Consider the following 12,966-nt stretch of genomic DNA (forward strand, 5'->3'; position numbering starts at 1 on the left):
TGGCATAAGGGGCAGGGGCCAGGTGCGACGATGAAGGAATTTCCGCCAGTGACCGGTGAGAGCGCGACCGGCGACAACGTGGGCAAGGTGCCCGGGCTGGTCGCGCCGCGCGTCGCGGTGATCCTGCCCTGCTACAATGAAGCGGGCGCGATCGTGCAGACGGTGGAGGGGTTCCGCCGGGCGTTGCCGGGCGCCGATATCTATGTGTTCGACAATAACAGCAGCGACGGCAGCCGGGAGCTGGCGTCCGGTGCGGGCGCGATCGTCCGCCGCGTGGGTCAGCAGGGCAAGGGCCATGTGGTCCGCCGCATGTTCGCGGACGTCGATGCCGACATCTATGTCATGGCCGATGGCGACGCGACCTATGAGGCCGCCGCCGCCCCGGCTATGATCGCAGCGATGCTGGACGATAATCTCGACATGGTGGTCGGGTGCCGCCGCGACGAGGTGGATGCCGCCTATCGACGCGGCCACCGCTTCGGCAACTGGGCGCTTACCAGCCTGTTGAAGCAATTGTTCGGTCGCAGCTTCACCGACATTCTTTCGGGCTATCGGATCTTTTCACGCCGTTTCGTCAAGAGTTTCCCTGTTCTGTCCGCGGGCTTCGAGATCGAGACCGAGATCAGCGTCCACGCGCTGGAACTGGCGATGCCGGTGTCCGAAGTGATGACCGCCTATGGCGCGCGCCCTGAAGGGTCGGTCAGCAAGCTTTCCACCTATCGCGACGGCTGGCGCATCCTGCGCACCATCATCACCCTCTATCGCATCGAGCGGCCGGTCCTCTTCTTCGGCATCATCGCGGCCTTCCTGACGGCGCTGGGCCTGGGGCTGGCGGCGCCGCTGATCGTCACCTATTTTCACACCGGCCTGGTGCCGCGCTTCCCGACCGCGATCCTGGTCACGGGGTTGATGATCCTCGCGACCCTGTCGATGATGTGCGGCCTCATCCTGGACACGGTCGTGCGTGGGCGTCGCGAAGTACGCCGGCTCGCCTATCTCGCCTTCCGCGCCCCGTCCGACTTCGCCCGCCGCGACTGATCGGCGGGTCCGCGCGCCAAGCCCCTTGAACCATCCGCCATTTGTGCCGATGTAGGGCCTGGGCAAAAGCAACCACTCTGAAAGAGCACAATGACCGATATCATGTCCGATCCCATGGCCGCGTTGGTCCCCATCGTCATCGAACAGTCGAACCGCGGCGAACGCAGCTTCGACATCTTCTCGCGGCTCCTGCGCGAACGGATCATCTTCGTCACTGGCCAGGTCGAGGACCATATGGCCTCGCTCATCGTTGCCCAGTTGCTGTTCCTCGAATCGGAAAATCCGAAGAAGGACATCTGGATGTACATCAACTCGCCTGGCGGCGTGGTCACGGCCGGCATGGCGATCCATGACACGATGAAATATATCCGTCCGCAGGTCGGCACAGTCTGCATAGGCCAGGCCGCGTCGATGGGCAGCTTCTTGCTGGCCGCCGGCGAGCCGGGCAAGCGCATAGCGCTGTCGAACGCGCGCATCATGGTGCACCAGCCGTCGGGCGGCGCCCAGGGCATGGCGTCCGACATCGAGATTCAAGCCAAGGAAATCCTGCGTATCCGTCGTCGCCTGAACGACTTGTACGTTCAGTATACCGGCCGCACGCTGGATGAGGTGGAACGGGCGATGGACCGCGACACCTTCCTGGAAGCGGACGAGGCCAAGGCATTCGGCCTGGTCGATGAAGTGTTCGATCGCCGCCCTGCCGCGGCGGAAACCACGGAGGGCTAAAGGCCATCTTTACCGTGGTGCTCCACTTTCTCCACTTGTGGAAAAGGCGCGCCGCGGTCTAGGATGACCTTTGGACCAGAAAATCCCTCTCCGGACACGGTTCTGCGGTTCCAGTCCGGGAGGGGAGAGAGATTGACGAATGACCAAGCTGACCGGCTCCGATTCAAAAAGCACCCTCTACTGCTCTTTCTGCGGGAAGTCGCAGCATGAGGTGCGCAAGCTGATCGCAGGGCCGACCGTGTTCATCTGCGATGAGTGCGTGGAACTGTGCAACGACATCATTCGCGAGGAGACCAAGGGCGGTCTCGTCGGCAAGAAGGATGGCGGCGTTCCCACGCCGCAGGAAATTTGCGACGTGCTCGACGATTATGTGATCGGTCAGAATCGCGCCAAGCGCGTTCTCTCCGTCGCGGTCCACAATCATTACAAGCGCCTCAACCACGGGACCAAGCCGGGCGAGGTGGAACTGGCGAAGTCGAACATCCTGCTCGTCGGCCCGACCGGCTGCGGCAAGACCTTGCTGGCGCAGACGCTGGCCAAGACGTTCGACGTGCCCTTCACCATGGCGGACGCGACGACCCTGACCGAAGCGGGCTATGTCGGCGAAGATGTGGAGAACATCATCCTCAAGCTGCTCCAGGCATCCGACTATAATGTCGAGAAGGCGCAGCGCGGTATCGTTTACATCGACGAGATCGACAAGATCAGCCGCAAGGCGGAAAACCCGTCCATCACCCGCGACGTGTCGGGCGAAGGCGTGCAGCAGGCGCTGCTCAAGCTGATGGAAGGCACCACCGCTTCGGTGCCGCCGCAGGGCGGCCGCAAGCATCCGCAGCAGGAGTTCCTCCAGGTCGACACGACCAACATCCTGTTCATCTGCGGCGGCGCGTTCGCGGGACTGGAAAAGATCATCGGCGACCGTCTGGAAGCCAAGTCGATCGGCTTCGGCGCCCATGTTGCCGCGCCCGAGGAGCGCAAGACCGGCGAACTGCTGCGTCAGAGCGAACCGGAAGATCTGCTCAAATTCGGCCTGATCCCTGAATTTGTCGGTCGTCTTCCGGTTATCGCGACGCTGGAGGATCTGGATGTGACCGCGCTGGTCAAGATCCTGGTCGAACCGAAGAACGCTCTGGTGAAGCAGTATCAGAAGCTGTTCGACATGGAGAATGTCGAACTCAGCTTCACCGAAGACGCGCTGACCGCGATTGCCAGGAAGGCGATCGAGCGCAAGACCGGCGCGCGCGGGCTTCGCTCGATCCTGGAAGCGATCCTGCTGGACACCATGTTCGACCTGCCGTCTATGGAGGGCGTTGGCGAAGTGGTGGTCGACAAGGATGTCGTTGCCGGCACCAAGGAACCGATTCGCGTGTTCAGCGACAACAAGAAGCGGGCGGAGGACGCCGCCTGATCTTTGCGACGGTTTCCGTAGCGTAAGCCAAAAAGGCCGGCGAGCGATCGCCGGCCTTTTTTGTTGTGCAGTGCGTGCGCTGCACAAAAATTCTCGCCGCGTTGCAAAATTGCACCACTGTCAAACTAGGTCTGTTGCGTCAAAATTCGTCATTAAATTTCAACAAATTACCTGCAATTCCGTACCGCCAAGCCGGACGCTGGTCTTGGCGTCGGCAGGGTTGTGACAGTCCTGATGGTGCATTGTAACAAAATTGCAATCAGAGCATCACAGGGGCGTCGCCAGAGGCCGTCACAGGCGGCAGCGGCTTGAAAGAGCGGGACATTCGGGCGCGGCTCGCGCCACTCTTGAAAAGGGACAAGGGGCATATGAAACAATTTCTGATGGGTAGCGCCGCGATCATCGCTGTCGCCATTCCGGGCGCTGCATTTGCGCAGTCGACCGGTTCGATCGATTTCGAGAATGAGATCGTTGTGACCGGCGCCAAGACTGATGCAGGCATCGCGGGTGTGATTGTGCCGGACACAAGCCGCGCGAAAGCAGTGCTGGGTGCCGAATTCATCCAGGCTCAGACTCCAGGCCAGACGATCAATGAAGTGATCAACCAGCTTCCGGGCGTCAGCTTCCAGAACAATGATCCGTTCGGTTCGGCTGGCGGCACGCTGACCATCCGTGGCTTCGATGACCAGCGCATTTCGCAGACCTTCGATGGCCTGCCGCTCAACGATACTGGCGGCTACGCTCTCTATTCTAACCAGCAACTCGACCCTGAAATCATCGAGCAGGTGAACGTCAACCTGGGCTCGACCGACGTCGACAGTCCGACTGCTGCGGCGACCGGGTCGACCGTCAACTATCGTTCGATCACGCCGAGCGAAGATTTCAGCGCCAAGATGGTCGCTTCGGTCGGTGACTTCGAATTTTTCCGCCTGTTCGGCATGGTGCAGACGGGCAGCTTCACCAAATGGGGCACCCGAGCCTTCCTGTCGGCCAGCCGCGCTACCAATAACGCCATCTATGGCGGCATCGGCGAGATCGACAAGCAGCAATATAATGCCAAGATATATCAGCCGATCGGCAGCAACGGCGATTTCATATCGCTCGCCGGTCATTATAATGAAAACCGGAACAATTTCTTTGGCTCGGTGCCGCTTCGGCTCGATGCCGATCGTGTGGTGGGCGGCGGCAGCGGCAACCGCTTCCCGGTGACCAAGGACGAGCGCTTTTACGAAACGGCCCGCTGCACCGTGCCTGACCCGCGCGCAGGGGTGGCTGATACGGCCAGTAGTTGTGGTTCGGACTTCGAATATCGCTACAATCCTTCAAACACCGGCAACATCCGCATAAATTCGCGGTTCACGCTTGCTGATGGCGTTATTCTGACGGTTGATCCCAGCTATCAGTACACCAAGGCAAATGGCGGCGGCACCAGCATCGGTTCGGAAGGGCGGACCTCCGCGTCGTCCGGTCTTGCCGGCGCCACCGGCTTTATCCAAGGGTCGTCGAGCGCCGCGCAATATTTCTTTGGCCGCGACATTAATGGCGACGGTGATATGCTGGACACCGTCCGTATTCATACGCCGAGCCAGACGCAAACGCATCGCTATGGCCTGATCGCCTCGCTACGCTACGATCTGGATTCTAACAACACCGTCCGCGTCGCGTACAGCTTCGATCGGGGTCGCCATCGTCAGACTGGTGAAGCCGGGCATCTGACCGATAATGGATTTGGTGCGGAGCCTTTCCCGATCGACAACCCCATCGTTGATGCCAGCGGTGCTGTTGTGCAGAAGCGCAATCGACTGTCCTACGCAATTTTGCACCAGGTGTCGGGTGAATATCGTGGCAAGTTCATGGACGCGCTGACTGTTACGGTCGGTCTACGCGCGCCCTTCTTCAAGCGTGACCTGAACAATTATTGCGCTACTGCAACGGCTTCGGGCAACCTGCGCTGCTTCGATCCCGGCTCGACGAGCGAAGCCGCTTATGCGGCGGCGAATCCCGCCGTCCAGGGGCCGCAGCGTCGAGTGTTCAAATATGACAAGCTGCTGCCCAGCGCTGGCTTCGTTTTCAACGCAACTGACGCATTCGACATTTTCGGCAATTATTCGAAGGGTCTGCAGGTTCCCGGTACGGACAATTTGTATCAGTCTTTCTTCTACGCTGCGACCGATGATCGAGCCAGCCCGACTCCGGAAACGACCGACAATTTCGACCTTGGCGTGCGCTATCGGTCGCCGGCTTTGCAGGCTCAACTTTCCGGCTGGTACACCATCTATAGTGATCGTCTCGCCTCGGCTTATGATCGCGATCTCGACACGACCATCTATCGGAACCTGGGTCGCGTCGACAAATATGGCATTGACGGCAGCATCACTTATCAGCCTATCCCTGAGTTCATGCTCTATGCCTTCGGGTCTTATCTGAAGTCGAAGATTAAGGACGATGTCGAACTGTCTGCCACCACTGTGGCGCAGACATCTGGCAAGCGGGAATCGGGTGCTCCGGTATACACCTTTGGTGGCCGTATGCAGGGGGAGATCGAAGGCTTCCGGCTTGGAATACAGGCGAAGCGTACTGGTCCGCGGTACATCAACGACCAGAACCTGCCTGTCTATCAGACGATCAACGGCACCTCGACGCAGGTCTACGGTGCCAAGGCTCCCGCTTATACACTGGTCGATATCGATGCGCGCTATTCGCTGGAGAAGTTCGGTGCCCCTGGCGTCGCGCTTCAGTTGAACGTGACCAACGTCTTCGACAAGGTTTATGTCGGCGGTTTCGACGGCACACTGTCGAACACCAGTGTGACCTTCGCCCAGATCGGCGCGCCCCGTACCTTCATAGGATCGGTGGTCGTCGGCTTCTGATCGTTGCATGGCTGCTGGAAGGGGAGGCGCGGAGCGATCCGCGCCTCCTTTTTCAGCTATTTCAGACACCCATCCAGCCCATCGCGCTGCACCACGCCGATGCGGGCGGCGATCGAATTGCCGTAGCGGCGGGTGAATCCGCTGGGCGCCACGGCCGCGCGCTTCTTGGGCAGCGGCAGGACGGCGGCGATGCGCGCTGCCTCGGCACGGGTCAGCTTGCCCGCGCCATGGCGGAAGTAGCGAATAGCGCCCGCCTGTACGCCGTAGGTTCCGATCCCGGTCTCGGCGACGTTCAGATAGACCTCCATGATCCGTCTTTTCCCCCACATCGCCTCTATGAGGACGGTGAACCAGGCTTCCAGACCCTTGCGGACGAAGCCGCCGCCCTGCCAGAGAAAGACATTCTTCGCCGTCTGCTGACTGATGGTCGATCCGCCGCGCACGCGACCGCCGCTGGCGTTATGGATCGCCGCCTTGGCGATCGCGTCCACGTCGAAGCCATGGTGCGAGCAGAATTTCCCGTCCTCCGCCGCGATCGCCGCCCGCGCCATGTCCGGATCGATCTCGTCCAGGCTGGTCCAGTCCTTGGTGATGCCATTGGGGTCAAGCAGCATCGTCCAGGTCACGGGCGGCGGCACGAAGCGGTAGACCACTACCATCAGCAGCGACAGGGCGACGAAGCCAAAGAGGAGCCTGAGCGGGATGCTGATCCAGCGCGAGCGGCGGTTGCGGGCAAAGGCGGAAGGTGCGTTCATGCCGCCAGCGTAACGCGCCGGCGGCACGGTTCAAGCCGCCGGATCGGCCGAGAGCGAGTGCGGGTCTTCATTCACGCCATGGCCCGCGCAGGCCAGCTTGCATGGCGCCAAGCAAATCCTTCGCTTGCCAGCGCTTCGTCACGGCCTATCTCTCTGGCCAACACGAATCGCAGCCGAAAGCCTCTTATGACCGCTACCCATTCGACCCGCATGTTGATCCTCGGTTCCGGCCCGGCGGGCCTCAGCGCCGCCATCTACGGCGCGCGCGCCGGCCTTGCGCCGATCGTGGTGCAGGGGATGCAGCCGGGCGGGCAACTCACCATCACGACCGACGTGGAAAATTATCCCGGCTTCAAGGACGTGATCCAGGGGCCTTGGCTCATGGAGCAGATGCAGGCCCAGGCCGAGCATGTCGGCGCGCAGATGATGTATGACCAGATCGTCGACGTCGACCTCAGCGAGCGTCCCTTCCGCCTGCGCGGGGACAGTGGCACGCTCTACGTCGCCGACACGCTGGTGATTTGCACCGGCGCCCAGGCCAAATGGCTTGGCGTGCCTGGCGAGGAGCACCTCCAGGGCAAGGGCGTTTCGGCCTGCGCCACCTGCGATGGCTTCTTTTATCGCGGCAAGAAGGTGGTGGTGATCGGCGGCGGCAACACCGCTGTCGAGGAAGCGCTCTACCTCACCAACCACAGCCATGACGTGACGCTGATCCACCGCCGGGATTCGCTGCGCGCGGAAAAGATCCTGCAACAGCGCCTGCACGCCCATCCGAACATCAAGGTACTTTGGAACAAGGCGGTGGAACAGTTCGTCGGCGGCGGCACGCCCGAAGGGCTGGTGGGCGTCGACCTCATCGATACGGTCACGGGTGAAAAGTCGCATGTACCGACCGACGGTGGTTTCGTTGCCATCGGCCATCATCCGGCGACCGAACTCTTCACCGGCAAGCTGCCGCTCGACGAAGGCTATATCCTGGTGGAAAAGGGCACGACCCGCACCGCCATTCCCGGCGTGTTCGCGGCGGGTGACGTCACCGACAAGATCTACCGCCAGGCCGTGACCGCCGCCGGCATGGGCTGCATGGCCGCGCTCGACGTCGAGAAATTCCTGGCCGAGGCCGATTTCGAGGAACTGGTCGAGGCTTGAATATATGCGGCCCCGGCGAATGCCGGGGTCTTGGACGATGGCGCCAGAACCGGGCCTTCGCCGCGGAAACGGGGTTTCAGCCCGTTATCTTCGCCTGCGCGAACGCTACCAGGGTTCCGAAAGTCTCGAACGTGTCACCGTCGATATCGTCATCCTCGATCAGGATGTCGAAACGGTCCTCCATCTCGGTCAGCAGGCCGGCGACCGCCATGGAATCCAGTTCGGGCAGAGCGCCGAACAACGGAGTGTCCGCGTCGAACGCGTCGACTTGGCTCTGCGTCAGTCCCAGCACGTCGCGCAACAGCGCTCGCATCAGGCTGTCCACATCGATGGTCCGATCGACCGGTTGAGAAGTTTGCGCCCGCATGATGGGGCCTGAATAAAGGCTCGCGGCCTAACCTACAAGCGCGGAAATAGCCGTCCGCGCCGCGGGCAGCCAGGCGGAGGCCGCGCGCGGGTTGAAGGCGTCGATCCGCTGGAGCGGAACGCGTTGCTCCATCCAGTCGCGCTTGTAGCCATTGTCGCCGGTACCATAGTCGATCAGCGTGACTCGATCCTGATCGATCGCCTGTTCGAACATGGCGTGGCTCAGCAGCGTGCCGGGCGATCCGCCGTCGCACGCGCGGTCATGGCTCAGCTTGTGGATCAGCGCGACGCCATGCTCGATCGTCCACAATTGCGTCGCGACCGCCCGTCTGTCGAGCCGGGCGAAACCCAGTCGCAGGGTTCCCGCTGCCGCTTCCCGTTCGGCGAGGGCGCGCAGGAAATCGAGGCCGCTCGCCGGTTCCGCGTCCTTCCAGCTGCGTGCATGGACATCGACATAGTCGGTCCACAGATCGTCGGTCAGCCTGTCGCTGATCGACAGGGCGAAGGGGCTGTTGCGCCCTTTGCGCCGGACCAGGTTCCGCAGCCGGCCGGGGCGTGCCGCCCAATAATCCTCAAAGCTGCGACCCTCCATCTTCAGCAAATGGCGCCCGCCCATCGGCCGGCTTACGGTAAACCAGCCCGCGCGGCGCAAGGCGTTCAGCAGCTCGGTGCCATCCTCGAGTGGATAGAGGTCAATCTGCGCGCACTGCGCGAGCAATGCGCGGGCGACCGCGTCGAGCAGGCGTGCCTGCGCGGCCGGGTCCGGCGCACCGAGGAAGATGGGCGCCCAGGAAAAGCTGTACCAGTTCGCCAGCGCGCTGATCCGGCGCGGGGCAGGGGCGACCAGGAACAGCCAGACTTCGGCCTCGCCCTCCTGAGCGTGGAGGATGCGGAGCGGCAATTGGGCGCAGCAATGGCGATGGAGCGCCTCGAACCAGTCGAGTCTTCCGAAAAGGGCAGGCACATGGCCGCGACCGAGGCGGCCGGCGAGCGCCTGCCGCACATCATCCAGGCTGTGATATTCCCTTGGCGCCCGCAACCGACTATCTCCGCCCCAGTCACGACACGCATAGGAGAAGAATCTGCACATGGAGTTAAGCGGCCGTGACTGAATATCCTTCCATGATCGACGGCGCTCAGCTTAGTCCGGTGGACCATCTGCTGCTTCGCGGCGATTCGGTCCAGCTGGCGCTGGACGGCCGATCGGGCAGCTACAGCTATGCCGAACTGGAACAGACGCTGGGCCGGCTGGCCGGTTGGCTTGCGGGCTTCGGACTGGAATCGGGCGCACGGGTCGCGAGCTGGGTGGCCAAGGGGCCGGTGGCGGCGCTGATGCCGCTGGCCGCGCCGCGCGCCGGCCTGGTCCATGTGCCGATCAATCCGCTGCTCAAACATGCTCAGGTCGCCCATATCCTGGCGGACAGCGGGGCAGCGCTGCTGATAGGAACGGCGGCGCGACTCGACAGCCTGAAGCCGGGTGACGTCCCGCCCGGATGCCGGCTTCACCGGGAAGATGATGCGGCCTGCGCCATGAGCGGCGGGCAGGGGATAGGCCCATCGGACGCAAGGCCGGACGATCTGGCCGCGATTCTCTACACCAGCGGGTCGACCGGGCGGCCCAAGGGCGTGGTGCTGACCCATGCCAATCTATGGCTGGGCGCGGTGGCGGTGGCTGACTATCTGAAACTCGCGCCAAACGATCGCACCGCCTGCGTCCTGCCCTTCAGCTTCGACTATGGCCAGAACCAGCTGCTTTCGACCTGGTTCTCGGGTGGCTGCGTCTATCCGCTCGACTATCTGACGCCGCGCGACGTCATGAAGCTGGTGGACCGGCGCGACATTACGACATTGGCTGGCGTACCTCCGCTCTGGGTGCAACTGACCGAACTGGAATGGCCGCCGGAAGTCGCCGCGAAATTGAAGCGCCTGACCAACAGCGGCGGCGCGCTGACCCGTCCGCTGGTGGCGAGGCTGCGGGCACTATTCCCTCAGGCGGACCTTTATCCCATGTATGGCCTGACCGAGGCGTTTCGCTCCACCTATCTGCCGCCCGCTCTGGTGGACGCTCATCCCGATTCGATGGGCAGCGCCATCCCTTTCGCCGAAATCCTGGTTGTGCGCCCCGACGGTAGCCTGACCGACAGCGACGAGCCGGGCGAACTGGTCCATTGCGGCCCGCTGGTGGCGCAGGGCTATTGGCGCGATCCGGCGCGCACGGCCGAACGCTTCCGGCCGGCACCGGCCGCGTCGCGCTATGGCGGCATGGCGGTCTGGTCGGGCGATACGGTGCGGCGCGACGCGGACGGACTGCTCTATTTCGTCGGCCGCGACGACGCGATGATCAAGTCGGCCGGGAACCGCATCAGCCCGACCGAGATCGAGGAGGCGGCCGTCGCCGTGCCCGGCGTGGCCGAAGCGGTGGCGCTCGGCGTCAAGGACGACCGGCTGGGACAGGCGGTGCGCCTGCTCCTGCGCGCCGACGATCCCGCCATCGCCGAAGCGGTCGCGGCGCAGCTCAAGGTCGAACTGCCCAATTTCATGCAGCCCAAGGACATCATCGTGCGCCCTGAATTTCCCCGCAATCCCAATGGCAAGATCGACCGGGTTGCACTGTCGAGAGATTTTGGCACCGGGGAGTCTGGCGTATGAAGCCCATGGGTCCGATCCCGTCCTGGTTCGATGCCGAGGACGACATGCTGCTGATCGGCGACTGCGGCGCGGAAAGCCTGGTGGACGAGGCGGGCGACACGCCGCTCTTCGTCTATGACATGGCGATCGTCGAGGCGCAGGTCCGCCATTTCCGAGACGCCATGCCGGATACGCTCCATCTTCATTATGCGATCAAGGCCAATCCCTTCGCCCCGCTGCTGGCGCGCATGGCGCATCTGGTCGACGGTTTCGACATCGCTTCGGGTGGCGAAATGGACATGGCGCTCGAAGCTGAAATGGCGCCCGATCGCATCAGCTTCGCCGGGCCGGGCAAGCGCAATGACGAACTGTCCGCCGCCATCTTCGCGGGCGTGACCATCAATCTCGAATCGGAAGGGGAGGCGCGCCGCGCTCTGGCCGTGGCCGACGCGATCGGCAAGACGCCGCGCCTTGCCGTCCGCGTCAATCCCGACTTCGATCTCAAGGGGTCGGGGATGCGTATGGGTGGCGGCGCCAAGCCCTTCGGCGTCGATGCGGACCGGGCGGCGGCGCTCGCCCGCATGGTGATCGACGCCGGGGCGGCGTGGCAGGGCTGGCATATCTTCGCGGGCAGCCAGAATCTGGATCCGCTGGCGATCATCGAAACCCAGGCCGCGACCATCGCACTTGCCGCACGCCTGTCCGACGATGTGGGCGCCAGCCCGCCGCTGGTCAATCTGGGCGGCGGCTTCGGCATCCCTTATTTCCCCGGCGATCAGCGGCTCGACATCCGGCCGATCGGCACGGCGCTCGACACGGCTCTGGAGCAGAGGGCCGACATTCTCCGCGACAGCGGCTTCGCGATCGAACTTGGCCGCTGGCTGGTCGGCGAGGCGGGCGTCTATCTGACGCGCGTGGTCGACGTGAAGATCAGCCAGGGTGAAACCTTCGTCGTTGTCGACGGCGGCCTGCACCATCAACTCGCCGCCAGCGGCAATTTCGGCACGGTCGTGCGGCGCAACTATCCGATCGCGGTCGCAAACCGTTTCGGCGTCGCCCCGGCGGCGGAACCGGTAACGGTCGTGGGATGCCTCTGCACGCCGATCGACCGGCTGGGGGACAAGGTAGCCCTGCCGCCGGTGGAGGAGGGCGATCTCATCGCCATCTTCCTTGCCGGAGCCTATGGCGCATCGGCCAGCCCCGCCGCCTTCCTTGGCCACCCAAGTCCCCGCGAACTTTTACTTGGCTGATTTGCTCGGGACTTAACTCCTAACGGTATCTTTACCCTTTCGGGGCAAGAAGAATCCCAAAGCCCTGTTCCCTCGGGCCGCCTCTTCTCTTTGGCGGCCGATGGCGCATGGCCACGACAAGGGGTGAAAATATGCGTTTCGTGTCGGTTTCCAGGCTTCTGCTCGGTGCATCGCTGCCCGCCGTCGCCTTGTCGGGCTGCGCCTCCGGGCCGTCCGGGCCGCAATTGCCCCCGGCCTCCTTCGTCTCGACGCAGGAGGGGCCGGGCGAGGAATATGTCATCGGCCCGCTCGATGATCTCACCATCTTCGTCTGGCGCAATCCCGAACTGGGCGCGAAGGTTCAGGTGCGCCCCGACGGTCGCATCACCACGCCGCTCATCACCGACATGCCAGCCGTGGGCAAGACGCCCAAAATGCTGGCCGACGACATCAAGCTGGCGCTGACCCAATATATCGAAAATCCGCTGGTGTCGGTGATCGTCAACAATTTCAGCGGCACCTTCAGCCAGCAGGTCCGGATCGTGGGGGCGACGGAAAAGCCGGCTTCCATTCCCTATCGCGCCAACATGACCCTGCTCGATGCGATGATCGCGGTGGGCGGCCTCAGCGAATTTGCCGCGGGCAATCGCGCGCGACTGGTGCGCTTCGACAAGGATACGGGCAAGCAGAAGGAATATCAGGTGCGCCTGAACGACCTGCTCAAGAAGGGGGAAACCCGTGCCAACGTCATGCTGGCGCCCGGCGACGTCATCATCATTCCCGAAAGCATGTTCTGA

General features: G+C 63.0%; 11 protein-coding genes. 8 read left to right on the forward strand and 3 right to left on the reverse strand.

Annotated features, from left to right (window positions below; genetic code table 11):
- Positions 1-30 precede the first annotated feature (30 nt).
- The 4 genes from A7Q26_RS09190 to A7Q26_RS09205 all read left to right on the forward strand — a co-directional run bounded on the left by A7Q26_RS09190 (position 31) and on the right by A7Q26_RS09205 (position 6,042).
- A complete protein-coding gene (locus A7Q26_RS09190) occupies positions 31-1,038 on the forward strand; it encodes a glycosyltransferase family 2 protein (RefSeq protein ID WP_066859096.1) in 1,008 nt (335 codons plus the stop codon).
- Between the two features lie 90 nt (positions 1,039-1,128).
- Positions 1,129-1,764, forward strand: coding sequence for an ATP-dependent Clp protease proteolytic subunit (locus A7Q26_RS09195; RefSeq protein ID WP_066859097.1), 636 nt, complete (start codon positions 1,129-1,131; stop codon positions 1,762-1,764).
- A 139-nt stretch (positions 1,765-1,903) separates the two neighbouring features.
- Positions 1,904-3,172, forward strand: a complete 1,269-nt coding sequence (gene clpX, locus A7Q26_RS09200) for an ATP-dependent Clp protease ATP-binding subunit ClpX (RefSeq protein WP_066859098.1) — start codon at positions 1,904-1,906, stop codon at positions 3,170-3,172.
- A gap of 368 nt (positions 3,173-3,540) precedes the next feature.
- Positions 3,541-6,042 carry a TonB-dependent receptor gene (locus tag A7Q26_RS09205; RefSeq protein ID WP_066859099.1) on the forward strand — a complete coding sequence of 834 codons (2,502 nt, stop codon included), beginning with the start codon at positions 3,541-3,543 and terminating at the stop codon, positions 6,040-6,042.
- A 56-nt stretch (positions 6,043-6,098) separates the two neighbouring features.
- Here the strand turns inward: A7Q26_RS09205 and mtgA are convergent, their stop codons facing one another.
- Positions 6,099-6,797, reverse strand: a complete 699-nt coding sequence (mtgA, locus tag A7Q26_RS09210; protein WP_066859465.1) for a monofunctional biosynthetic peptidoglycan transglycosylase — start codon at positions 6,795-6,797, stop codon at positions 6,099-6,101.
- 186 nt (positions 6,798-6,983) lie between these two features.
- Here mtgA and trxB point away from each other — a divergent pair, with 186 nt between their 5' ends.
- Positions 6,984-7,946: a thioredoxin-disulfide reductase gene (gene trxB / locus A7Q26_RS09215; protein ID WP_066859100.1), complete on the forward strand. Its 963-nt coding sequence runs from the start codon at positions 6,984-6,986 to the stop codon at positions 7,944-7,946.
- A gap of 76 nt (positions 7,947-8,022) precedes the next feature.
- Here the strand turns inward: trxB and A7Q26_RS09220 are convergent, their stop codons facing one another.
- Both A7Q26_RS09220 and A7Q26_RS09225 read right to left on the reverse strand, forming a co-directional pair.
- Positions 8,023-8,313 carry a phosphopantetheine-binding protein gene (locus tag A7Q26_RS09220; RefSeq protein WP_066859101.1) on the reverse strand — a complete coding sequence of 97 codons (291 nt, stop codon included), beginning with the start codon at positions 8,311-8,313 and terminating at the stop codon, positions 8,023-8,025.
- Positions 8,314-8,340: 27 nt separating this feature from the next.
- Complete coding sequence (locus A7Q26_RS09225) at positions 8,341-9,351, reverse strand: GNAT family N-acetyltransferase (RefSeq protein WP_157102515.1); 1,011 nt, start codon at positions 9,349-9,351, stop codon at positions 8,341-8,343.
- Between the two features lie 83 nt (positions 9,352-9,434).
- Between A7Q26_RS09225 and A7Q26_RS09230 the strand changes: the two genes are divergently transcribed.
- The 3 genes from A7Q26_RS09230 (at position 9,435) to A7Q26_RS09240 (ending at position 12,966) form a co-directional block, all read left to right on the forward strand.
- Positions 9,435-10,961 carry an acyl-CoA ligase (AMP-forming), exosortase A system-associated gene (locus A7Q26_RS09230; protein WP_066859467.1) on the forward strand — a complete coding sequence of 509 codons (1,527 nt, stop codon included), beginning with the start codon at positions 9,435-9,437 and terminating at the stop codon, positions 10,959-10,961.
- Entirely contained in the window at positions 10,958-12,190 is a 1,233-nt protein-coding gene (locus tag A7Q26_RS09235; RefSeq protein ID WP_066859102.1) for a pyridoxal-dependent decarboxylase, exosortase A system-associated, read from the forward strand. Before A7Q26_RS09230 ends, A7Q26_RS09235 begins: the two co-directional genes overlap by 4 nt.
- Positions 12,191-12,321: 131 nt before the next feature.
- Positions 12,322-12,966: an XrtA/PEP-CTERM system exopolysaccharide export protein gene (locus A7Q26_RS09240; RefSeq protein WP_066859103.1), complete on the forward strand. Its 645-nt coding sequence runs from the start codon at positions 12,322-12,324 to the stop codon at positions 12,964-12,966.

Origin of the sequence: Sphingobium sp. TCM1, assembly GCF_001650725.1 — a bacterium.
Classification (GTDB): Bacteria; Pseudomonadota; Alphaproteobacteria; order Sphingomonadales; family Sphingomonadaceae; genus Sphingobium.

What these genes read in the sequence shown, in the direction of transcription:
- A7Q26_RS09190 (WP_066859096.1), top strand. Translation starts at nt 31, where the DNA reads ATGAAGGAATTTCCGCCAGTGACCGGTGAGAGCGCGACCGGCGACAAC.
- A7Q26_RS09195 (WP_066859097.1), top strand. Translation starts at nt 1,129, where the DNA reads ATGACCGATATCATGTCCGATCCCATGGCCGCGTTGGTCCCCATCGTC.
- clpX (WP_066859098.1), top strand. Translation starts at nt 1,904, where the DNA reads ATGACCAAGCTGACCGGCTCCGATTCAAAAAGCACCCTCTACTGCTCT.
- A7Q26_RS09205 (WP_066859099.1), top strand. Translation starts at nt 3,541, where the DNA reads ATGAAACAATTTCTGATGGGTAGCGCCGCGATCATCGCTGTCGCCATT.
- mtgA (WP_066859465.1), bottom strand. Translation starts at nt 6,797, where the DNA reads ATGAACGCACCTTCCGCCTTTGCCCGCAACCGCCGCTCGCGCTGGATC.
- trxB (WP_066859100.1), top strand. Translation starts at nt 6,984, where the DNA reads ATGACCGCTACCCATTCGACCCGCATGTTGATCCTCGGTTCCGGCCCG.
- A7Q26_RS09220 (WP_066859101.1), bottom strand. Translation starts at nt 8,313, where the DNA reads ATGCGGGCGCAAACTTCTCAACCGGTCGATCGGACCATCGATGTGGAC.
- A7Q26_RS09230 (WP_066859467.1), top strand. Translation starts at nt 9,435, where the DNA reads ATGATCGACGGCGCTCAGCTTAGTCCGGTGGACCATCTGCTGCTTCGC.
- A7Q26_RS09235 (WP_066859102.1), top strand. Translation starts at nt 10,958, where the DNA reads ATGAAGCCCATGGGTCCGATCCCGTCCTGGTTCGATGCCGAGGACGAC.
- A7Q26_RS09240 (WP_066859103.1), top strand. Translation starts at nt 12,322, where the DNA reads ATGCGTTTCGTGTCGGTTTCCAGGCTTCTGCTCGGTGCATCGCTGCCC.